This window comes from Gemmata algarum, assembly GCF_034097035.1.
In the GTDB taxonomy this organism is placed as follows: domain Bacteria; phylum Planctomycetota; class Planctomycetia; order Gemmatales; family Gemmataceae; genus Gemmata; species Gemmata algarum.
In genome coordinates this window covers 39,360-60,885 of record NZ_JAXBLV010000183.1, presented here as the reverse complement: position 1 = coordinate 60,885, position 21,526 = coordinate 39,360, and the positions used below count along the sequence as shown (strand labels likewise).

16 protein-coding genes are annotated in these 21,526 nt (G+C 68.7%); 1 reads left to right on the top strand and 15 read right to left on the bottom strand.

What is annotated here, in order from left to right; all coding sequences use genetic code 11:
- Nucleotides 1-107 precede the first annotated feature (107 nt).
- The 6 genes from R5W23_RS16850 to R5W23_RS16825 all read right to left on the bottom strand — a co-directional run bounded on the left by R5W23_RS16850 (nt 108) and on the right by R5W23_RS16825 (nt 7,186).
- Nucleotides 108-1,697 carry a B12-binding domain-containing radical SAM protein gene (locus tag R5W23_RS16850; RefSeq protein WP_320687305.1) on the bottom strand — a complete coding sequence of 530 codons (1,590 nt, stop codon included), beginning with the start codon at nt 1,695-1,697 and terminating at the stop codon, nt 108-110.
- Nucleotides 1,698-1,781: 84 nt separating this feature from the next.
- A complete protein-coding gene (locus R5W23_RS16845; RefSeq protein ID WP_320687304.1) occupies nt 1,782-2,981 on the bottom strand; it encodes a DegT/DnrJ/EryC1/StrS family aminotransferase in 1,200 nt (399 codons plus the stop codon).
- A 142-nt stretch (nt 2,982-3,123) separates the two neighbouring features.
- On the bottom strand, nt 3,124-4,227 hold the full coding sequence (locus tag R5W23_RS16840; protein ID WP_320687303.1) for an alpha-ketoacid dehydrogenase subunit beta: 1,104 nt from the start codon (nt 4,225-4,227) through the stop codon (nt 3,124-3,126).
- A complete protein-coding gene (locus R5W23_RS16835) occupies nt 4,202-5,167 on the bottom strand; it encodes a thiamine pyrophosphate-dependent dehydrogenase E1 component subunit alpha (protein ID WP_261188911.1) in 966 nt (321 codons plus the stop codon). The genes R5W23_RS16840 and R5W23_RS16835 overlap by 26 nt, the downstream gene beginning before the upstream one ends.
- Nucleotides 5,148-6,110 (bottom strand): GDP-L-fucose synthase family protein, encoded by a 963-nt coding sequence (locus tag R5W23_RS16830; RefSeq protein ID WP_320687302.1) that lies wholly within the window; start codon nt 6,108-6,110, stop codon nt 5,148-5,150. The genes R5W23_RS16835 and R5W23_RS16830 overlap by 20 nt, the downstream gene beginning before the upstream one ends.
- Nucleotides 6,107-7,186: a GHMP family kinase ATP-binding protein gene (locus tag R5W23_RS16825; protein WP_320687301.1), complete on the bottom strand. Its 1,080-nt coding sequence runs from the start codon at nt 7,184-7,186 to the stop codon at nt 6,107-6,109. The genes R5W23_RS16830 and R5W23_RS16825 overlap by 4 nt, the downstream gene beginning before the upstream one ends.
- 242 nt (nt 7,187-7,428) lie before the next feature.
- On the opposite strand from R5W23_RS16825, the gene R5W23_RS16820 reads away from it, so the two are divergent.
- Nucleotides 7,429-8,283: a leucine-rich repeat domain-containing protein gene (locus R5W23_RS16820; protein ID WP_320687300.1), complete on the top strand. Its 855-nt coding sequence runs from the start codon at nt 7,429-7,431 to the stop codon at nt 8,281-8,283.
- A 104-nt stretch (nt 8,284-8,387) separates the two neighbouring features.
- Here the strand turns inward: R5W23_RS16820 and R5W23_RS16815 are convergent, their stop codons facing one another.
- The 9 genes from R5W23_RS16815 to R5W23_RS16775 all read right to left on the bottom strand — a co-directional run bounded on the left by R5W23_RS16815 (nt 8,388) and on the right by R5W23_RS16775 (nt 21,405).
- Nucleotides 8,388-8,783 (bottom strand): peptidase associated/transthyretin-like domain-containing protein, encoded by a 396-nt coding sequence (locus tag R5W23_RS16815; RefSeq protein WP_320687299.1) that lies wholly within the window; start codon nt 8,781-8,783, stop codon nt 8,388-8,390.
- Between the two features lie 13 nt (nt 8,784-8,796).
- Nucleotides 8,797-9,690 (bottom strand): DUF1559 domain-containing protein, encoded by an 894-nt coding sequence (locus R5W23_RS16810; RefSeq protein WP_261188919.1) that lies wholly within the window; start codon nt 9,688-9,690, stop codon nt 8,797-8,799.
- Nucleotides 9,691-9,829: 139 nt separating this feature from the next.
- A complete protein-coding gene (locus R5W23_RS16805; protein WP_320687298.1) occupies nt 9,830-11,881 on the bottom strand; it encodes a protein kinase domain-containing protein in 2,052 nt (683 codons plus the stop codon).
- Nucleotides 11,878-12,459 (bottom strand): RNA polymerase sigma factor, encoded by a 582-nt coding sequence (locus tag R5W23_RS16800; RefSeq protein ID WP_320687297.1) that lies wholly within the window; start codon nt 12,457-12,459, stop codon nt 11,878-11,880. Before R5W23_RS16800 ends, R5W23_RS16805 begins: the two co-directional genes overlap by 4 nt.
- Nucleotides 12,460-13,380: 921 nt before the next feature.
- Complete coding sequence (locus tag R5W23_RS16795) at nt 13,381-14,115, bottom strand: RNA polymerase sigma factor (RefSeq protein WP_320687296.1); 735 nt, start codon at nt 14,113-14,115, stop codon at nt 13,381-13,383.
- Nucleotides 14,116-14,319: 204 nt separating this feature from the next.
- Nucleotides 14,320-18,753: a hypothetical protein gene (locus R5W23_RS16790; RefSeq protein WP_320687295.1), complete on the bottom strand. Its 4,434-nt coding sequence runs from the start codon at nt 18,751-18,753 to the stop codon at nt 14,320-14,322.
- Nucleotides 18,750-19,493 carry a PP2C family serine/threonine-protein phosphatase gene (locus R5W23_RS16785; protein WP_320687294.1) on the bottom strand — a complete coding sequence of 248 codons (744 nt, stop codon included), beginning with the start codon at nt 19,491-19,493 and terminating at the stop codon, nt 18,750-18,752. Before R5W23_RS16785 ends, R5W23_RS16790 begins: the two co-directional genes overlap by 4 nt.
- Before the next feature lie 2 nt (nt 19,494-19,495).
- A complete protein-coding gene (locus tag R5W23_RS16780; RefSeq protein WP_320687293.1) occupies nt 19,496-20,335 on the bottom strand; it encodes a vWA domain-containing protein in 840 nt (279 codons plus the stop codon).
- A 104-nt stretch (nt 20,336-20,439) separates the two neighbouring features.
- Nucleotides 20,440-21,405 carry a hypothetical protein gene (locus R5W23_RS16775; RefSeq protein WP_320687292.1) on the bottom strand — a complete coding sequence of 322 codons (966 nt, stop codon included), beginning with the start codon at nt 21,403-21,405 and terminating at the stop codon, nt 20,440-20,442.
- Between the last annotated feature and the right edge of the window lie 121 nt (nt 21,406-21,526).

The following is a 21,526-nucleotide window of genomic DNA, read 5'->3' as shown; positions in this document are numbered from 1 at the left end:
CCTCCGGGGTGCAAAGACAACCGACACGCCGTTGTGCCTGTATTCCGCCCCGGAGGGCCGCCGGGCGTAGCACAGGGCAGGAGCCCTGTGCCGCGGGGGCGGGACCGTTACCGTTTCGCGAGCTGAAGCAACTCGGCCGGTGTGGTCTGCGCCTCGTCCGGGGGGAGGAGCGTCGGTTCCACGTCCAAGGCGCCCGAGAGCAGGTCGCGTTCGAGCGTGATGGCCGTCATGCGTCGGAGTTCTTCGACCGATTGCGCGCCGAAGCGGCGCTCGACCATCGCGAGGTAGCCCGGGTCGGTGTAGTACTCGGTGAAGGCGTCGTCGCGGAACTTCAGCACCTCGCGCGCCGGCAGGTACCGCGTGGGCAGCGGCAGGCTGTCGCGCGAGTGCTGCGAGTAGCCGGTCCAGCGCCGGGGTAGAGGGATGCCCTTCTGGGTCGCCGTCGCGTACAGCGGCGAGCCGGGGTAAGCCATCGCGGAGTAGAAGTTCGCGAACTCGCACTTCAGGTCGAGCGCCAGATCGAACGTCGCCCGCATCGTGGCGTGGTCGTCCTCGGGCAGCCCGAAGATGTAGTTCCCGATCACGCTGATGCCCGCCGACTGGATCTCGCGCACCACCGAATAGACCTGCTCCTGGGAGAACGCTTTGTCCACGTCGGTGCGGACGCGGTCGGCCCCGGCCTCGATCCCGACCGCGAGCCAGTTGAACCCGGCCGCCTTGAGCTTCGGCAGCATCCCGTCCTTGATGGTGTCCACCCGGGTGTAGGCCCAGATGTTCAGGTCGTAGCCCCGGGCGATGATGCCGTCGCAGATGCCGACGACGTGTCGCTTGTTGAGCACGAACATCTCGTCCGCGATCTTGATGTTCCGCACGCCGTACGTGTTCACCAGCGTGTCGATCTGCCCGAGGACGTGATCGACGCTCCAAAACCGGTAGCTGTTCGGCGGTTGCTTTTGTCCGAGCGGGGCCACCTCACCGTTCTTGAACGGCGCCTGAATGCAGCAGAACGAGCACTGGTAGGGGCAGCCGAGGGTGGTGTAGACGGCGGCGTAAGGCTGGCGCTCGTGCCCGCCGAGGCAGTGCCAGTTGTGCGCCCGGTACCGCGGCATCGGGAGCAGGTCCCAGGCGATCCCGGGCAACTCGGTGTCGAGCTTCGCCAGCAGCGGTGCCGCCGGCCCGCGCTGGACGCGTCCGTTGTCGCGGAAGTACAGGCCGGGCACGGCGCTCACGTCCGGCACCGCCGATTTCAGTGCTTCGACCAGGCCGGCGAGCGTGTGGACCCCTTCGCCCGCGGCGACGAAATCGGCTTCTTCCTCGCGGAGCGTGCGCTCCGGCAGCGCCGCGACGTGTCCGCCGAGCAGCAGAACCGGCTGTTCGGGGCACGCCACCTTTACGGCGGAGCACGCGCGGCTGACCGCGGTCATGATCTGCGTCGAGGCCGATGGCTGGTGCCCGTAGGCCACGACCGCTGTTAGCACCGGGCGCAGGTACGCCACTCGGTCGGCAACTTCGGAGGGCGAAAGGCACTCGGCCTCGGCATCAATGATTTCGACCGACAGCCCCTTTTGGCGACAGAAGTTCGCCATCAGGCCGGCCCACACCGGGTTTTCCACCGCCGCGAGTTCCGTGCCCAGCGACTGGTACACCTGCGTGCGGCTGCTCGGGTTGATCAGAACGAGGTCGAGTCGTGGCGCCATGTTGAGTGTCCGTCGATGGGGCACGGCCGGGCGTAGCACTCACGCCCGGCGCGGTGAACGCCTGCCCCGCCGGGCAGGCGGGGGTTACTTCAGACCGTTCAAGAGGTCGCACAGTTTGAGAATGCTGTCGGCGTCGAGGGTCGGGTAGTTGCCGATGTAGAACCCGTAGAAGTGGACGTGGTCCGCGATCGGGCACTGCTTCCAGGCGTCGTCACCCAGGAGCCGGCGCAGGTACGGCTGGCGCAACTGGTTCCCGCCGCCCGCGGTGCCGCGGCGGAACTCCACGTTCGCGCCCCGCAGGGCCGCGACCACGCGCTCGTAAAGACCCTGGTTCGGCTCCTTCAACACGAGAGTGAACGCGTAGTTGCTGCTCCCCTCGGTGTCGAAGTCCGTGCGGTATAGGTCCGGGTCCAGGTTCCGCAGGAACAGCATGAAGTTCGCCGTGCGCTTCTCGTTGTTCGCGTCCAGGCGCGGGAGCTGCGAACGGCCGATGACGGCGTTCACCTCGGTGCTGCGCACGTTGTACGCCGGGAACGCGAAGATGAAGTCCGGGTTCAGGTCCGGGTTCTCTTCGAAGTAGCCGGCCTTGCGGCCGTCGCCGGCGAGCTCGCGCACCATCCCGTGTCCGCGCATCATCCGGACGGCTTCGTACAGGTCCTCGTCGTCCGTACACACCATCCCGCCCTCAATGGTGCTGAGGTGGTGCGCGTAATAGAAGGAGAAGTTCGACGCCCAGCCGAAGCTGCCGAGCTTCTGGTTCCGGAAGGTCGCGCCGTGCGACTCGCACACGTCTTCGATCAGCGGGATGCGGCGCGCCTTGAGTTCTGTGAGGAGCTTATCCGTGAGCCCGTTGTACCCCAGGACGTGCGTGAGGAACACGGCCCGGGTTTGGGGCGTGATCTTCGACAGGATCTGCTCCGTGTCCATGCTGAGCGTGCGCGGGTTGATGTCCGCGAACACCGGCGTGAACCCGCAGTGGAGCACCGCGGAGATGTCCGACACCCAGGTGATCGCGGGGACGATCACCTCGCCGCCGGCGCCGTGCAACTCTTTCAGCGCGGCGATCGTGACGAGGTTCGCGCTCGAGCCCGAGTTCACGAACACGCTGTGCTTCACGCCGAGCCACTGGGACCACTCGGCCTCGAACGCGCGGACGTTCTTTGACTGCGTCAGGATCGGGTCTTCCTGCTGCAGCAGTTCGATGACCGCGTTGAGGTCTTCGCGGGCGATGTTGTTCTTCATCAGCGGCCAGTTCAGTTTGGCCGCGGGCTTCGTGCTCGGCATGTGCGTCTTCCGTGGTGTACTGCCGTGTGTGGTCGCGCCGGAGCGCGGGCTTTTGGCCCGCTTCCGCTGTGCGCGACGATGACGTTGTCCGTGTTACCGGCGCCCGGGCAAAAGCGGGCCGGAGGCCCGCGCTCCGGCAAGATCAGAACGGGCCTTTGAACTCGATGCTCCGCAGGTCCGCGCGCTCGGCCGGGATCCACCCGCAAGCGCGACCCTCAACCAGGTCGCGGGCCGCCGCCGCGATCTTCTGGGCGTTCGGGTAGAACGCGTCTTCCAGCACCGGGGTTGTGGGGCACGTGGTCGGCGCGAAGCCCATCCGCTTGAACCGGAACGCGCATTCGCCCTGGAGCTTCTCCGCTACGCGCGACACGATTTCGGCCGCGGCGCCGCAGTTGGTCCACGCGGTATCAACCACCAGAAGCCGGCCTGTCTTCCGCACCGATTCCGCGATGGTGTCGGTGTCCAGCGGGTTGAGCCAGATCGGGTCGATCACTTCGGCCTTCACGCCAACGTCTTCCAAGTACTTCGCGGCCCGGAGCGCCTCGACCTGCATGTACGAGATGCCCACCACGGTCACGTCGTCCCCCGCAACCGCGACGCGCGCCTTGCCGGGCTCGACCGTGTACGCTTCCGCCGGGACCGGCCCCTTTTGGAAGTGAAGCAGCCGGTGCTCGACGTATAGCACGGGGTCGTCGTCGCGGACCGCGGCGGCCAGCGTGCCCTTCGCGTCGTAGGGCGTCGAAGGCGCGACCACCTTGATGCCCGGCACGTGCATGAAGAACGAGTGCAAGCCCTGCGAGTGCTGCGCGCCCTGGCCCCAGCTCTTGCCGATCATCGCCCGCGCGACCATCGGCACATTCACACGCCCGCCGTACATGTACCGGCTCTTGGCCGCCACGTTCAGCAACTGGTTCACCGCGAGCAGCAGAAAATCCATGCGGATGTGGACGTGGATCGGGCGCAGTCCGGCGAGGGCCATGCCGATCGCCGCGCCGGTCATCGCGTCCTCGGACAGCGGCGTGCCGAACACCCGCTCCGCGCCGAACTGCTCCGGCAGCCCCAGCGTGGTGCCCTGGATCGCCTTGGGGTCGTCCACGTCGAGCCCGAACAGCACGACATTCGGGTCGCGCGCCATTTCCAGTTCGGTGGCCTCGCGCACGGCCTCGACGAAGGACTTCGTTCGCTCGGTCGCGACTTTGGGGGCGACACGCGGCGCCGTCTTAGCGCCCGCAAGCGGCAAACTCATTGCTGTCCTCCGTGAAGATGTCGGTCATGAGTTCGGACGGGTGCGGGAGAGGGCTGCTCTCGGCGAACTCGAACGCCGCGGCCACCTCTCGCTCCACCGCGGCCTCGATCTTGGTGCGGACGTCCGTCGGCAGTTGCCGCGCCAGCGTGCTCACCGGGTCGCTCTCGTACCAGGGCTCGCACTCGGCTTGGGTCCGGTACCCGAGCTTGAAGTCCTGCCCCGGGCCGACGTGCTCGCGCCAGCGGTAAGTGGTGGCTTCGAGGAACTGCGGCCCGGCACCGGCCCGCAGTTGTGCGACCAGGTCCGCGGCCTTGTCGCGGAGGGTGAGGACGTCGTTGCCGTCGAGCCGCTCGGCCGGCATCCCGTAGGCGCGGGCGCGGGCGCAGATGTCCGGCAGACCCTGGCGCTTCGATTGCGCGGTGTGGATCGCGTACCCGTTGTTCTCGCACACGAACAGCACGGGCAGCTTCTTCAGCACCGCGAAGTTGAGCGTTTCGGCGAACACGCCCTCTTCCGTGGCGCCGTCGCCGAAGAAGCACACCACCACCGCGTCGGAGCGTCGCACTTTCAGCGCGTAAGCGTAGCCGGCGGCGTTGGCGATCGTCGTGCCCACCACCGCCGACGTGCCCATCACCCCGCACTCGGTGTCGATGAGGTGCATCGACCCGCCCTTGCCCCGGGTGCAGCCCGTGACCTTCCCGTACAACTCGGCCACCATCGCGCTCATGTCCCCGCCCTTGGCGAGGTACATGGCGTGCCCGCGGTAGGTGCCGAACACGACATCGTCGGGGCGCAGCACGTCGCACACGCCGACCGACACTGCCTCCTGCCCGATTGACAGGTGGACCGGACTCTTGATCTTGTCGGTCGCGTACACCCGCGCGATCTCTTCCTCGACGCGGCGAATGCGGTACAGCGACCTATACAGCCCGGCGTGCATGCGTGCGGCCCTCCGTGGCGCGGTGGTGCAGGAACCAGTGGTACGTCTCGTTCAGTGCGGCGCGGAAGTCCGACTCCGGCCGCCAGCCCATGTCCAGCAGCGGTGCCGAATCCAGCGCCTTCAGCGGGGCGCCGTCCGGCTTGGTCGTGTCGAAGACCAACCGGCCCTTGAAGCCCACAACTTCCGCGACCGCGTGGGCCACGTCGGCAATGCTCAGGTCGGTGCCGCCGCCGAGGTTGATCGGGGCCTCGCCCTCGTAGTTGCGGGCCACGAAGAGGCACGCGCGGGCTAGGTCGCGCGAGTACACGAACTCCCGGCGCGGGGCGCCGGTGCCCCACACCACGAGTTCCGCATCGCCACGCGACTTGGCGTCGTGAGCGCGGCGGAGCAGGGCGGGGATCACGTGCCCGCCCTCGGGCGTGAAGTCGTCGTGCGGGCCGAACGCGTTCGCCGGGAAGCCCGTGACGAATCGGCACCCGTACTCGCGCCGGTACGCGTCGCACAGCTTCCACCCGGCGAACTTTGCGGTCGAGTACGCCTCGCTGGTCGGTTCCATCGGGCCGGTGCCGAGCGACTCGACTTTCAGCGGCTGAGCGGCGTGCTTGGGGTACGCGCACGAACTCGCAAGGTACAGTAGCTTCGCCATTCCGTGCCGGTGCGCGGCCGCCAGCACGTTGAGCGTCGTGAGCAGGTTGTCGCGCATCAGCTCGACCGGTGCGGCGCGGTTCAGCCCGATCCCGCCTGACCGCCCGGCGCACAGGAAGACGCATTCGGGGCGTTCCTGTGCGAAGAAGGCGTCGGTTGCCGCTGCGTCGGTCAGGTCCGGTTCGGTCGTGCCGACGCCGACGAGGCTCTCAAACCCTTCGGTGCGCAGGAGGGTGGTGAGCGCGTGACCGTACAGCGTATTCCCGCCGGCCACGAAAACGCGCGTGTGCGGGGTCATACGGCCTCCGTCGGGTGGAGGGCCGGGCGGGGCAGCTCCTTGAACGTGCGGCGGCGTGACCCGCGGGCGCGGTCGACGGCCTCGTAGTCGGTTCCCGGCTCGTAGAAGATGATCTGGCTGCCGCCGTTCTCGAATTCGAACGGAACGTGAATGCAGCCGTCCAGTGCTTCCAGAACGTCGTTTCGCCTCTCGGGCGGGACGAACAGGAGCAGGAACCCGCCGCCGCCGGCGCCGGTGAGCTTCCCGCCGATCGCGCCGGCTTCAAGGGCGGTGTGGTAGAGGGCGTCCACCTCGGGGTTCGACACCGCGGCGCTCAGGCTTCGCTTTGCGAGCCACGCTTCGTGGAGCAGCTCACCGAACGCGACGAGGTTCACCCCGCCGGTCAGGATCTCGATCGCCTCATCCACCATTTCCTTCATGATGCGGAGCTGCCGGCGCCGGGTTTCGAGCCCGGGAACGTAGCTCTGCGCCACGTCCGCCGCGGTCCGCACGATGCCCGTGTACACGAGCATCAGGTGCGACTTTAACTCGGCGATGCGCCCCGCCGGGAGCACCAGCGGCGAGACCTCGATTTCGCCGTCGCTGTGGAACTTGACGTGCTTGAAGCCGCCGTGCGCCGCGACCGTCTGGTCCTGCGAGCCGACCGTTTCGCCCAGAACGTTCTGTTCTAGGTGGATCGCCTCTTTCGCGAGCTGGTGCTTCGTGGGCATCTCGCCCTTGAGTGCGTGCAGGGCGTGGAGCAGGCCCACCGTGAACGCGGAACTCGACCCCATCCCGCTGCGCGCCGGCAGGTCGCCGTCGTGATGGATCTCCACGCCGCGGTCGATGTTCAGGTGCTGGAGCGCCGCCCGGACCACCGGGTGCTCGACCTCGTCGGCCGTCAGACACGTCTCGATCTGTCGGTACACGACCCGGATGCGGTGCTCAAAGAACGGCGGCAGGTACCGGCAGGTGAGGTAACAGTATTTGTCGATGCCGGTGGCGAGGACGGTGCCGCCGTGCTGCCGGTACCACGCGGGGTAGTCGGTGCCGCCGCCGAAGAACGAGATGCGATAAGGGGTCCGGCAGATGATCATTCCGTGATCCTTCGCAGCGCCCCTCGATCCGTGAGGGGCCGTCGTCCCGGTAACCTGCGCCAGTCGTGACAGTGTTGACGGGGGTAGAGGTTCCCACAACGGCCCTGCCGGTGTCAAGCCCAGCGCGCGGGGGAAAATTGGCTGGGCGCAAATAGTCTCGTAAGTCCAGCTTGGGATAGAATGACGCCGGATGTATCCCTTGAGGAGCGATTATGCCGTGTGTCACGCAGAAGCTGTTGGTCGTGCTGTCGGTTCTCTGTTCGTCTGCACCGGTAGGGGCTGATGGTGCCGAGAGCAAGGCGGTCGCGTTCGTTGAAAAACTCGGAGGTAAAATCACGCGGAATTCGGACGGATCGGTAATAGAACTCTGGTTGGAGGGGACGAAGATTGCCGACGCCGACCTGAAGGAACTGGCCGCTTTTAAGCATCTCGCCGTCCTTTCCCTGTGCGACACGCAGGTGTCCGATGCGGGCCTCAAAGAACTAACCTCATCAAAGGGCCTTACAGAGCTTCTCCTCAGCCGCACTAAAGTGACAGACGCTGGACTGAAGGATGTTGCGAAGCTCACACGCCTTGAAAAGCTCGCCCTCGACGAGACCGCTGTGACGGACGCGGGCATCGGAGAACTCGTGCCTTTGAAGCGCCTCTCGGAACTATGGTTGATGGGCACAAAAATCACTGACGCCGCATTCAAGAACGTGGCCAAGTTAAAGGGGCTGACGACTCTCCGCTTGGATGGGGCCAAGATCACTGGCGTCGGTTTGAAGCAGGTCGCGGCCATTGACGGCTTTCACAGCCTTTATTTGAGTGGGACAGATATCTCCGAGGCTGGTCTCAAGGACATTGCGGCGTTCAAGTCGCTGAGGGTTCTTCAATTGTCGGAATGCAAAATCACGGACGGCGGTTTAAAAGAGCTCGCCGCGCTTGATAAGCTCAGGACGCTTCATCTCGAGAAAACACAGGTGACAGATGCGGGCGTAAAAAGCCTCGCCTCGCTGAAGAAGTTGAAAGTGTTGCATCTGACGTCCACGCAGGTGACGGACGTGGGCGTTAAAACTATTCGCAACGCATTGCCGAAATGCCTTGTGTTCAAGTAGAAATATGGACGAACACGATCTGTAAATGACCGGACGATCCGTAATAACTGCAATATCACGGCTGACCGGTCTAGCACCGGTCAGCCGTGTTCGAGCTTACACCTTTACCGCTTCAACTCCAGGTCGTAGGTCTGGTGGCCGCCGTCAAACGTGAACGCCAGTTCGTTGTCCGGTTTGGCGTACTTCGCGGGCACGGCCACGGTTCCCGGTGGCGGCGGCGGGGCTTGAACCCCGGCCGGGGGCGGCGGGACCAGGGCTGTTACCCGGAACCGCAACGCACCTCGTGGCGGTTTCGTTAGCGCGTACTCCCCGTTCGAACCGGTCAGGGCACTCGCCTCGGTCCGATCGGGTCCGATCGCCACGACCGTTACGTCCTTCGCCGGTTGGCCGCCGATTGTGACCCGGCCGGTGAGCTGGTCCACGTCTCCAGTGGACGACCCGCACCCGCCCACCAGTCCGGCACCGATCGCCAGAGCCAGCGCTCGAAAAAGCTGCGTCACGCGCGTTCTCCGGTTAGTTCCAGTCGGCCGGCAGGACCAGGCTGTCGTCCGGCATCACCGCCGTCCAGAAGGTCAGGATGTTGGTGCTGCGGTTCACCCCGCGGACGCTTCCGTCGGCCATGCCGAGCTGCACGGTCGCCGGGTGCGACGAGTTCGCCCCCCACCGCGTGCCCTTGGTCCCGGTTACCCCCGGCTGGATGCTCTGGTCGTTGTACCACCAGTTCGTGGTGGCCCAGTACGACGGGTAGGTGGTCTGGTACATCGCGAACGCGGCCGTGTAGTACTTGTCCTGGCTGTTCCAGCCGTACGGCATGTCCCGGCTGCACGTGTACGGCGTGCCCTCGGTCAGCACCTTCCGCTCGGCGAACGCGACCGTGTTCGACGTGCCGTCCGGGACGTTCCCGATCGAGTAGCGGGGCTGGTCCACGTTGGTGACATCGAACCACGCTTTGGCGGCCAGCAGTTGGGAGTTCACCGCGTACGAGCTGCCCGCCCAGCCGTTCGGCCCGACGCCGGTTCCGGCGGTGTCGTCGGCGGGGCACAGGAACGTCTTGACCACGACCCCCTTGTTCACGGCCACGTCCCCGGCCGTCGTGTGCGCGCGGTACAGGTTCTCTTGTTCGACATATGGCAGCAGCGCGACCATCGCGCTCGCCTTATTCGTTCCGCCCGAGGTCAGCGTGATCCGGAGCGGCGGCAGCTTGTTGTCGGTGGTGCCGCTGGCGTAGTTGTGGAGGGCCAGCGACAGTTGCTTCAGGTTGTTCGAGCAGGTGGTGCGGGCGGCGGCCTCGCGGACCTTCTGAACGGCCGGCAGCAGCAGCCCGATGAGAATGGCGATGATGGCGATGACGACGAGCAGCTCGATCAGCGTGAAGCCGCGCCGCGGCCGTGTGCGTACCCCGACCATGAACACTCCTTTGGGTGGGTGTCGGATGTGGGCGAGTTCGGATGTGGAGAGGAATGAATGGAGGGCCGGTCTGCCCTCGAATGAGAGCTTCGTGTGAAGCCGGCCGGATTGGACACCGCGCGGAACTTTTTCTGCGATTTCACCGAGCCGCGGCGTGGCGGCGGAGGAAGTCGGCGGTGGTAAGACGGTTGATCGATTCGAGTTGCGGCATCCGCGCCAGTATGGCTGCGTCACCGCGGGTCGGTCGGAAATCGCAGATCAGTTCCCGCACCTTCGATCCGGCGAGCGGTTCGAGTGTGTCGATCGGACAGCCGTCGCAGCGGAACAGCCGGACCTTGGCAAGCGTCCGCACCGGCGACACGTCTCGCACCCGGCAGTTGTTCACCGCCAGAATGCTGATCGGCATTCCTTCAAGCGGCGACAGGTCCGCGACGGCGGTGTCACCGGCTTGCATCACCGTGAGTTGCATCCCGCGGGTCGCTGACAGGTCGGTCAGTGCGGGGTTCTGCCAGATGTTCAAGACGGTGAGCGGTAGGCCGCGAACCGGGGACAGATCCGCCAACCGCCCCAGCCCGGGGGCGCTACCGGTGACGTAGAGGGATTTGAGGCCGGTCAGCGCCCGGAGCGGGCGGATGTCCGACACGTCGTCCGTTTTGATTGCGAATTCCGTCACCATTCCGTTCTCGAACCCGAGCTTGGCCACCTGCCCGTCGTACCCCGGGTTGAACTCGCAGAGTTTGTCGATCACCGCGCCCGGTTGGCGATCGACCGGCAGCGCGGTGACGGCGGCGACCCACTCGTCGTCCGGCGGGCCGGGGCGGGTGAGCGGTCCCGACTCCACCTGCCCACCGGGCTGACGGAACTTGTTACCCGCCAGCCACATGCCGGCGAGGAGTACCCCGAAGGCGGCCAGCCCGACGACCAGCGCGACGCGACGCAACGGGCGGCGTGCGGGAAGGCCACGCCCGCCCGTGCCCGCCTCCTCCGTGGTCAGCGCGAGGAGTTCGGCGGCGACCTGTCGGGCGGTGGTCGGGCGGTCGGCGGGCGCGGGCGACAGGAGCCTGCCGATCAGATCGGCGAGAGCCGGCGGCACGTCCGGGGCGAGGCGCTCGACCGGTTCTGGTGTTGCGTAGCTGCGCTCGTCCGATTCGGTGCGCGCGAACGGCAACCGGCCGACCACGAGTTCGTACAGCACCACCCCGAGGCTGAACAGGTCGGCGCGGTGATCGACTTCTTGCCCGGCCGCTTGCTCCGGTGGCATGTAGGCCGGCGTGCCGAACGCCGCCGACGCGCGGTCCCCGATCCCGGCCGGCTGGGCCAGTCCGAAGTCGAGCACTTTGACCCGGGCGACGGCCGGCAGCGGCGGCCGGGCGTCCGGCGGCAGGTCGGCCCACCCGGCCGGCTCCTCGAGCCACAGGTTGCCCGGTTTGATGTCGCGGTGAACGACCCCGCGGGCGTGGGCCGCGGCCAACCCCTCGGCCGCTTGGCGGCCGAGCCGGGCCGCCCATCCGGCCGGGATCCGCTCGCCGCGCCGCAACCAGTCCGCCAAGCTCTCACCTTCAAGCAGTTCCATCGCCAGGAACGGCACCGGGGTGCCGTCCGGGCCGACCGCCTCGCCGACCTGAAAAACGGTCACCACGTTGTCGTGCTTGAGCGCCGCGACCGCCCGGGCTTCTCGGAGGAACCCGTCCCGGGCGCGGGAGTGGCGGGCGAGCCGCGGGCGGAGGATCTTTACCGCCACCGGCCGGCGCAGCGCCTCGTCCTCGGCCAAGTACACCAGCCCCATCCCCCCGCCGCCGAGCAACCGGACCACGCGGTACCCGCTCATACGCCCGAGGTCCTCTGGGGCGTGCGGCGGATCGAACGGCGGGCACTCGCCCACGGACCCGGGGGCCGAGGGGTGAAGGTCGAAACCGGCCGGGGTGAACTGGCTGGCCATCTCCTCGATCCGGGCCACCATTGCCCCGACCCGCGGGTCGGCGACGGGGTCCGAGGGGCCGTTAACCGGACCGTCGTCGCCGCGGAGGGCGTCCGTCAGCCGTGTGTCCACAGTCAACCCGTCGATCGTCCGCTGACAGCGGGCGCACCGTTCGACGTGCCGCTCCACGGCGTCGGACCGGGCGTCGTCGAGCCGGCCGCGCAGGAAGGCCTCGAAGTCGGCGGCCGGCGGGCACGGGTCGGTCGGGGTCATAACAGGTCGCCGGGTGAATCGGTCATCAGGTCGGCCAGTTCCTTTTGGAGGTGGGCGGTCACCCGCAGCTTGGCTTTGTAGACCGCCGCCACGGTGACCCCTTCCTCGGCCGCCACCTCGGTCACGGGCCGGCCGTCAACAACGTGCTTCCAGAACGACCGCCAAGTGGTCTCATGGAAATTTCCGCGAAGGGTCGGAACCACGTGCCGGATCAGGTGCGCGCGAAACTCGGCCTCTTCCAGTCCGATGTCAGCGCTGGCCGCCGGCAGTTCGGACGGGTCGCGGCCGGGGTCGATCGGGAGGCTCGCCTTCCGTTTGCGGTCCGCCCACCGCCGGCGGGTGATCGTCCACAGCCAGCCGCGGAACCGCTGCTGCCCGTCGTAGTCGAACCGGGGGATTTGCTGGACGAGAACGGCGAACACGTCCTGCACCAAGTCGACCGCGTCGTCGTGCGCGAGCGCCATCCGTCTGGCCCATCCGTAGAGGAGGGGCGAGTACGTCCGGACGAACCGCGCCCAGGCGTCTCCGTCCCCGGTCTGGCGGAGCCGGGCCAGTAGGGTTACGGACGTGGTGTGCATGACGCTCCCTCAACCCGGTCGCCACATCAGAACGCGACAGACCCGGAGTTACCGGTTGTGTGGACGCGAGTTCCGCGCCTGGGAGGGTTCGGCGGCGCGATCGGATAATTTCCACCCGCTAGGCTAACAGATCGGGTGGGGCGTGGCTACCCGCCATTGTAGGCCCTCCGACCGTGGCGGGTGAGGGGCGCGCCGCACCGCTTTTACCATGAAGTCATTCGTTAACACTCCCGGGTCGCCTCAAGCGAAACGTTGATTCGCGCCCTGAGCCGAAGCAACCCGCATATTGGGCATGTTCGACCACCTTTTCTCCGCGCGGCCCTCGGACGTTTGCATCACGGCACGCCGCCCGGCACCCGTACTGAGGCGCTGCGGCACGTGATTCGTGGTAGCGATGTGCCAGCGAACCGCCAGTCCGACGCCCGCGTGAGCCCCAGCGGATGTCCCGTTGTTGACCCGTCGGTGCCCCCGGCCCGTGGGTTGCAGGGGAGAGGCCGTCGTTTGGCACGTGTGTTCGCATGCGCCTCGCCCCCGGCCCCTCCTTGAAGGGAAGGCAACCTACCCCCCGGCCCCCTCCCTGAAGGGAGGGGGTGGCGCCTGGAGCGCTGGTCCCGGCGCTAAAGGAGCGCGCGACGCTTCGAGTTCGCCCGTGTTTTCCTCCCCTCCCTATGAGAGGGGCTGGGGATGGGGCCTCGCTTCGCGTGTGTGGGCCGCACCGGGACCAGCACTCCAGGCGCCACCCCCTCCCTTCAGGGAGGGGGCCGGGGGGTAGGTTGTCTACCCTTCAAGACTCCCTGCCCGGTGCGGGTCATTTTGTTGGAGACGACGAGCCACCACATTACAGATGGCACGGACGGAGTTGCACGCGGTCGCGCCGTCTGCATCTGCGGTTACCGATTCGACCGGATTGACCATCAGGCGTCAGGCGCTGAAGAAACGGGTGCGCCAGTCGTCCGGGAGGTGGTCCTCGACGTAGGGCCAGAGCCCGAGTTCGTGCAGTTCGGCTTCCACCCCGTCCGCGGTCGGCGGGATCACCCCGCGGGCGGCCTCGGTAAGGATCAACTCGGCCATCAGACACCGCGCCCGGCTCACCTGTTTCCGGAACGCCTCCGCCCCGACCGTGTGCCCGGTGCGCTGGGTCGCGATCGCGGCCAGGCGCGGCGACGGCTCGTGCGGGAACTCGGTAAACACCTTGAGGGCGGTATAGCAGATGTTCCCCGGGGTGCGGCGCTCGTGCCCCTCCAGCGACCGCCAAACCCGGTCCAACAGGCAGCGCTGCCACTCGCTCAGGAGGGCGCGATCTGCCGCGCTACCGGCGCTGTGCGGGTCGGCGACCTCACCCAAGTCTGCCGCCGCCGGCTGGCGGCCGGTTCTGCGGAGGTGGGTGACCGCCGCGTTCCGGGCCGCCGCCTTCAGGTAGTCCCGGAACCGGCCCTTCCCGGGCCACTTCGCGACGCCCCCGCGCCGCAGCAGCGCGAGCACCAACTCCTGCATCACTTCGTCGGTCGCCCCCGGGTCTTGCAGGATGGCCCGGAGGTAACCGCCGACGGCCCGGCCGTACCGGACGAAGAACTTCTCGGCGTCGCCGAGTGTGGCGACGTGCGTTGAGATCTGATCGAGCCGCAACCCGGTGACCTGCTCGTTTGGTTCGGACACGTCGCTTCTCCGTCGGCGGGGCGAGTCGGCCGCCGGTACTCTCTCCGCGGGGGGGGGGCACGAGTAACAAAACAATATCAGAAAGACTAATCCCGATGTTGGCCCCGGTCAACGTGCGCCCGAACCGTTCGCGGGCTTTCGCGGCGGGCCGGGCGGAGCGGCCTCGGCCAAGCTGTTGTTCTCGTCGGCCGCTGGCACGCCCGCCTACCCCGCGTCCACCTCGAACACGTTGATCGCCCTCGCTTCGGGCACCGTGACCAGCACCGCCCCGTCCCGGCTCAGCGCGAACGGCGCGGCGCTGGCCTGTGCTTGTATCGGCGCGCGCACCAGTACCGCGCCGGTTCGGAGGTCGATCACGTCCACGCCGTCGAGCCTCCGGGCCACGGCCGCGCGGCGGCCGTCGGCCGAGAGCTGCACCGGTGAGGTGAGCCGGTAGTCGGCGCCGAACCGGTGGACGGGCTTGCCGGTGCGCCCGTCCAGCACCATCGGCCCGCGGTTCGGGCCGGACGACCCGCTCCGAACGGTGAACCCCACCAGTGCGCCGTCCGCGGATATAGACGTCACCTGATACCGGGTGCTGTCGGCGTCGGGCGGGCCGGCCCATTCGCCGTCCGCGGCGCCGGACGGCAGCTTGTACCACCGGCACCGTCCGGTCCGTTCGGCCAACAGAACCCGGCGCCCGTCCGCGGTGAAGTGTGCCGTCCCGCCGGTCCAGTCGAGTTGGACCACCGGTTTGCCGGTCGCCAGATCGATCACCCGCATTGGGCCGGGTGCGTTCAGGTTCGCGTGGGTGAGGGCGATGTGCGTACCGGTCGGCGACAGTGCCGGGATGGGCCTCGGCGACCCGCTCTCGGGCGGCGGTGCGGGTACCGGCACCTTCTTGATTTCCCGCCCGGTGGCCGCTTCCAGAACGAGCACCTCGCCGGTCGCGGTGCGCGGCCGGATGCCGACCCGCCCGTCGGTCATCTCGTAGAACTCGCCGACCGCGCGGCCCGTGTCGATTTTGACCGCGGCCCCGGTGCGCAGTTTGAACGCATTCAGGCCGCCGACGGAACCGGCCACGAGCAGCAGGTCCGATTCCGCGTCCGCGTGCAGTCGGACCGCTTGGCCGGTGACCTGTGTGGTGCCGGTCCAGCGCGGCTTCGGTCCCGTGCCGACGGCCGGTGCGGGCGGGGCGTCGGCTGCGGCGGCCAAGTCGTACACCACTAGCGGGCCGCGCTTACGGCCGTCGAAATGGAGCAGCGCCCGGCCGTCCGGCGCCAGTTCGACGTTCGGCGCGCTGTCGGGACCGGTGGCGATCTCGACGCGGCCGACTTCCGCCCCGGTGGCCGTGTTCACGACGACCGAGGTGTGGCGCCCCGGCTTGTTCGCCGCCAGCCGCGCCCGTGTGCCGTCCGCGGACAGTTCGCCGATCCCGTAAGCCCCTTCAAATACGGTACCCAGCCCGCCGGTGGCCGCGTCGAGGGTGAACGCGCTGGGCCGCCCGGCCGCGAACCCGTTGCAGAGGACGACCCGGCCGTCTTGAGACAGCCGGGCGACAGACACGGCCGCTCCCGCCGGCGCCCCGGTCCCCCCGCCGTACACCCACTCGTTGTCCGGTTCACCCGACGGCAGCTTGTACCACCGCCCGCGGAGCCGCCGGTCGATCACCAGCACGCGCGACGAGTCCGGGCTGAACGCGAACCCGGTGTGCATCACGTCCCCGTACCACTCGGTCGAGACGACGGTTTTACCGGTCCGCGTGTCGAACACCTGTACCGGCCCCGGGATCTCGTCCGCGCGCTTGGTCTCCGGGTTGAAACGCACCCCGCCCAAACAACCGACCGCGACGAACCGCTCGCCCGGCGAGGGCCGGATCGTGCGGAAGGACGATGCGTACCCGGCGGGGAACTGGGGCAGATTGATCGTGCCGGTTTGGGCGCCGGTTTCCGCGCTGAGGACGCGGAGGACGTTGGTGCCCTCGTCGAACACGCCGACCCGGCCGCGCGCCAGCGGAACAAGGCTGTACGCGCGAAGGCCGCCGGTGGTCGGGATGGTTTGAACCTTGCCGGCCCGCGCGTCGATCAGCGCGAACAGTTTGCTCTTGTCGGTGTGAGCCGTTAGCGCCTGCCCGTCCCCGCTGAACCGGGCGAACTCCGGTTGGAAGTTGAGATCGACCTTGAGCCGCTCGCGCCCGGCGGTCGCCTCCGGGGGTGAGGGCGAGGCGCCGGCCGGGGCGAAGTCGTACCGCTGCGCGTACGATCGCCGCTCGCCCGGCACGTGTGCCCTTACAACAAAGCCGCGCCCGTCGGGCAGGATGGTGGGGAAGTACGTGGTTCCCGGGCGGGCGTCCAGCTCGGCGACCACCGCCGCCGTGTCGGTACGCAGCACCGACACGGTTGTTTTCCCCTGGGACAAACTGGTCACCACCAGGAGCGCGCCGTCGGCGGACAACGACGGGTGCGTGGTGACATGGGGCTGGGTGATCGACACGCGGACCCGCCCGGTCCGGCCGTCGATGATGTGGCCGTCGCCGGTGTGCCCGTGAAGTGACCCGGAGAAAACCAGCACGGACCCGTCGGCGGACACGGCCGACAGCCCGCTCCCTTGCCACGTGTCGGCCGCGACCGGCAGGTCGAACTGTCCGTCGGGCCGGCCGGACGGCAGCTTGAACCACCGGCACGCGCCGGTTTTCTCCACCAGGAGCACCCGGCTTCCGTCCGCGGTGAAGTGCGCTCGGACGGCCGGGCACGGGACGTTCAGGAGCACCCGCTCGTCGGCGGTGCGCATCAGTTTGAACGAGCCGACGTCGGGCGCCAGGGGCGGCACACACAGCGCGACGAACTGCGCGCCCGGCGAGACCTGCTCGAAGGTCATGCGCCGCGGCCCGGGGATGAACGGGAGTTCGGTCGCTTGCCCGGTGCGGGCATCGACGAGCGGGATCGGTGCCAGTGAGTGCTGGGCCGTAACCGCGAACCGCTCGTCGTTGAGCGGCTGGAGCCGGTCGAACAAACCGGCCTTGGGCCGCGCCTGGCTCTGCGCGACCCGCTTCCCGGTCGCGGCGTCGAGCACCGTTCCGCGCGGGTCGCCGCCCATCACCCCGGGAAACGCGACCAGTTTGGAGTTCATGGTACAAACGGGGGACAGCCCGTCCCCGAGATCTTCCGCGGTGGCCCACACCAACCGGAGCGCGTGTCGTCCGCCGGCAGGCGGGTACGGGACACTGTGCGGTACGGTGACGGGGATTTCGGGCTCGGCGTCCGTTTGGGGCACCGCGTTGGGGGCTTTGGGGGTCCCCTGTTCCGCCCTTGGTGGGCCGTCTTGGGGCACGTTCTGAGCAGTGCCGTCGGGCTTGGATCGGCCCCCGCCGAGCATCACCGCCGCGGCGAGGGCGCCGACCAGCACGACCGCCGCGGCCCCGACCGCCGCGAACACGAGGACCTTTCCGCCGCCGGCCTTTGCCTTCGGGTACGCTCTGCTCCCGCGCGTCCCCGGCCGCTCGAAGGCCGAGCGGGTTCTCCTCTGCGGCTCGGCGTCATCCTCATCGTCGTACTCGTCATCCTGATCGTCGTACTCGTCCGCTTCGTCCACGACCGTAAAGGGGGGCTCTTCCGGTACGGGCAGCGGTACGAGTTCGGGCATGGACTCCGCGCCCGGTTCGGGCGGCAGCGCGACGGGCACCGGCAGGGCGATTCCGAGAGCCGCGGCGGCTTCGAGCCGGGTGGGCTCGTCGAGCGGCACCGGTTCCCCCTCCGGGGCGATCCGGTCCAGCCACGGCGTCTGCGGGATCGGCTGGCCGCACGCGATCGCCAGCCGCCCCACCAGGGCCTGAACCGCGGGGTCGTGCAGCCCCCACAGTTCCCGCATCAGCTCCGACGCGGCCGGGTTTTTGTAGTCGTCCTCGGTGAACAGCAGGTTGTCGCCGTTGTCGTACCGCTCCCACAGCGCCGCGCCGCCGACCGCCAGCCCGCGCAGCGCGGCGGCGACCACCAGGTGCGGGAACCGGTCCACGTCCGGCGAGTAGGTGCGGGTGGCGGCCCGCGCCGGGTGCTGGAACGACGGGTGCCCGGACTCGCCGCTCGGGACGTTGGCCAGGGCCGGCACCCACACGCCGTCGTAGTCGATCAGCTTCAGCCCGTAGGCCCCGGTCCGGTTCCCGGGCACCATGAGCACGTTGCCGTGTTGCAGGTCCGCGTGCGCGATCCCGGCCTTGCGCAGCCGCCGGCACAGCTTCGCCCACATCTGGCCCAGCGCGCCGAGCGTCTGCGGCTTCCCGGCCGCTTCGCGCGCCACTTGGTTGAGCAGCAGCCCCTCGACCCACTCCATCATCACGACCGGGCGCCACGCCCCGCCCACCCGGATGCCCTCGGCCAGGAACTTGAACCCGACGTTGAACGGCAGGTTCGCCCGCTCCAGCGCCTCGCTCACCCGGGCGTACCGCTCGGCCAGCCCCGTGACCGGCCGGGTGAAGCACTTCACCGCCCAGTGGCGCCCGCCGGCCCCGCGCACCTGGTACACGTCCGCGAAGTTGCCGGACCGCGGCAGCGGCAGGCCGGTCGCCCCGACCACCGGCTCCCCGTCCCGCAGCTCGGGGTCGGCGAACGCCACCTTCGGGTTCTGGATCGCCTCGTTGAACTCGTGCGACAGGGGCCAGCTCACGCGACCTCCGGGGCTTCGGGCAGTCGGACCGCGATCAGGGACACGTCGTCGTTGTGCGCGTCCTGGATCGCACGGAACCAGCTCAGTACGAGATCCGGCGCCCGGGCGGCGAGGGCCGCGCGGGCGGCGGCCAGGCCAACGTCGCGCGCGGCGGGGTCGAGGAGCCGCGCGGCCACCGCGTCGGTGGCAAGCAGGAACAGGTCCCCGGGCTCGGCGCGGCCGGCGAGCCACTCGGGCTCCGGGCACGCGGGGCCGGTGCTGGGCACCAGCACCGGCCGGTTCCCGAAGCCGGCCGGTGTGTCGATCGGGAACGCGGCCCGCACCTCGTCGCCGCGGACATGGAACAGGCAACTGTCGCCTATCGCGACCGCCCGCCACGCCCAGCCGGCCGGGTTCTGCGACCGGCGCAGCTCCAGCCCCGCGAGCGTGGCGAACGAACCCTGTTCCTGCTTCACCGATGCGTACCACGGCACCGGCCCGGCCGGCTCGGGCGCGGCCCAGCTCGCGCGAATCCCGCGCAGCCACTCCGCGAAGTCGGTGGGGCCGGGGGGGCGGGCCAGGAACGCCTCGGCCAGACGCGCCGCCCACGGGCGCGACTCCCAGCCCTCGCTGGCGCCGTCGGACACGACGAACCGGAGCCCGTCCGCGGTCCCGCGGGCGGCGTCCTCGTTCTCGTCCTCACGGTTACCGCGCTTGGGAGCGGTTACGCAGACCCACTCCGGGGGCCGAATGGCGGGCATGTTCACTTCCCGGAGGGCGTGACGCGGGTGCCGATGTCGAGGAACCGGACGATGGCGGTGGGGTCCGCGTTGAGCACCACTCCCCGCGCGCCCGGCTTCAGGTTGTGGCCCTCGGCCCGCGCCGCCTCCGACAGTTGCGGCGGGAGCACGCTCGACATCCGGAACAGGAGCTTGCAGCACTTGTCGGTGAGGTGATCCTCCCCGGACGGGAAGAACTCCGGGGCCACGGGCGTAGCGGAGATCAGCAGGTTGAACAGCAGGGCCGTGCCGTCGCTGGTCCCCAGCTTGCGGAGCGCTTTGGCGTGATCCTGCGGGTTGCCGTCGGAGGGGAGCCCGTCGGTGAGGTTCAGGACGATCGGCGGGTACGCGTTCGGGAACTCGTCCACGAACCCCTTCACCGCCAGCCCGGCCGCGGCCATCGCCTCGCACATCGGGGTTTTGCCCCCCGCCTCGGGGTCGAACCAGACCGGGAACTTGATCTTCTGTTCCAGCACCCCGCCGGCTCCGTCAGGGATGAGCTTGGTGCGTGTCTCGACCCGTAGTGGCTGATCGCCGACCTTGCTGATCGGGACGAGCACGTTGAAGGGTGCGGTGCCGCCGAGACCGGCTTTGACGGTGGTGCCGTACCCGATGACGCCGACCCGGAAGTAGTCGCGGACCCCGTCCGCCTTGGCCGAGCGGAGCACCACGTTCTGGAGCAGCCGGTTAACGGCGTCCGCCACGGTGGCCGCCTTGGACGTTCCGCCGGTACCGACGAACGGGTCGGCCATCGAGCCGGATTGGTCGATCAGGAACAGCAGACACGCCGGGTTCGTCCGGCTGATCTGGGCGGAGTAGGGCATCGGGCCATCGGTTTCGGGCGGGGTTCAATCAGCATCTCATTCTATCGCCCGCCGGCCGGCACTCCAGAGATCACGACTTGAGTTTCCGGCCCGCCCCGTCGCGTTCAGGGCTTCGGCACCGGGGCGGGGGACGCCGTGGCGTACAGACGGGCGAGTTCGACCATGAGCTTTTCGACGCGGGCGTAATATTCGTCCTCGCCGATACGACTTTTCTGGTCGCGGAGGCCGGCGAGGGCGAGTTCCAACTCGTCGCGGCGCTTGCGGACCTCCGCTGGGAGCGCCCGCTCGCGCGCGCTCGGAATCAGGTGCCACTGGTGGGCGCGGGTGCCGTCAACGGGCGCGCCGTCTTTGGCCCGCTTCACGGCCCGGACGCCCTGGAACCAGTCCGCCGCCGAGCCGAGCTTGTCCCCGTTGTCGTCGAGCAGGGCGTGCTCGGTGGCGAGCCGACCTTCACTCCGGTAGAACTCGCGCACCCGGTCGGAGGCGGTCAAGAACGCCTCCAGGAGCGACACTTGGCCGTCCTTGTCGAGGTCCGCGGTCGGGTCCCCGATGGCGTTCGCGATGTGCTCGCCGAACCGGGCGTAGTTCGACTCGCTGCCGCTGCGTGTGGCGGTGACGACGACCCGGTCCGGACCGGAAAGGTGGGTGACGAACGACCCGCTGGCCGAGGTGCAGTTCACCACCGCGACCGGCCGCTTCACCGGGCCGAGCCAGTCGGCGAGTTCGCGGGCGGTGACATCCGGCCCGCGCAGGTTGAAGCGCGCCTCCCGGCCGTCGTCGGTGCCGTGACCGATGAGGACAACCCAGAGCGGGGCCGCGCTCGCGCGTGGGAGCCGGGCCAGGAGCGCCTGAAGCTTGTCCCGGTCCGACTCTTTTCCTTCCGGCTCTTGGCCGATGCACACGAACTCGGAGCTGCCCTTCTGCGCGGCGGTCTGCCACCGGTCGGCCCACTTCTGGAACGCCGCTCCGTATTCCGGCGTTCCCGCCGCCCCGACCACGACCAGCACGTGCGGACGGTCGCCCGGCGCGAGGCCTATCAATACGGCCGTTAAAGCGACCAGCACGCTCACGGGTTGCTCCTTCGCATCACACACGTGCCTGATTCAGGTCGCTGCTCTTGGCGAGCCGCGACCGCCACAGCAGTTTCAAGTTCGCTCCGCGCGTCGGTTCTGGCCTTTGAGTGTGGTCCGC

Excerpts from the sequence above, each read along its gene's own strand:
- R5W23_RS16850 (WP_320687305.1), bottom strand. The coding sequence starts at position 1,697 with ATGGCGCCACGACTCGACCTCGTTCTGATCAACCCGAGCAGCCGCACG.
- R5W23_RS16845 (WP_320687304.1), bottom strand. The coding sequence starts at position 2,981 with ATGCCGAGCACGAAGCCCGCGGCCAAACTGAACTGGCCGCTGATGAAG.
- R5W23_RS16840 (WP_320687303.1), bottom strand. The coding sequence starts at position 4,227 with ATGAGTTTGCCGCTTGCGGGCGCTAAGACGGCGCCGCGTGTCGCCCCC.
- R5W23_RS16835 (WP_261188911.1), bottom strand. The coding sequence starts at position 5,167 with ATGCACGCCGGGCTGTATAGGTCGCTGTACCGCATTCGCCGCGTCGAG.
- R5W23_RS16830 (WP_320687302.1), bottom strand. The coding sequence starts at position 6,110 with ATGACCCCGCACACGCGCGTTTTCGTGGCCGGCGGGAATACGCTGTAC.
- R5W23_RS16825 (WP_320687301.1), bottom strand. The coding sequence starts at position 7,186 with ATGATCATCTGCCGGACCCCTTATCGCATCTCGTTCTTCGGCGGCGGC.
- R5W23_RS16810 (WP_261188919.1), bottom strand. The coding sequence starts at position 9,690 with ATGGTCGGGGTACGCACACGGCCGCGGCGCGGCTTCACGCTGATCGAG.
- R5W23_RS16805 (WP_320687298.1), bottom strand. The coding sequence starts at position 11,881 with ATGACCCCGACCGACCCGTGCCCGCCGGCCGCCGACTTCGAGGCCTTC.
- R5W23_RS16800 (WP_320687297.1), bottom strand. The coding sequence starts at position 12,459 with ATGCACACCACGTCCGTAACCCTACTGGCCCGGCTCCGCCAGACCGGG.
- R5W23_RS16785 (WP_320687294.1), bottom strand. The coding sequence starts at position 19,493 with ATGCCCGCCATTCGGCCCCCGGAGTGGGTCTGCGTAACCGCTCCCAAG.
- R5W23_RS16780 (WP_320687293.1), bottom strand. The coding sequence starts at position 20,335 with ATGCCCTACTCCGCCCAGATCAGCCGGACGAACCCGGCGTGTCTGCTG.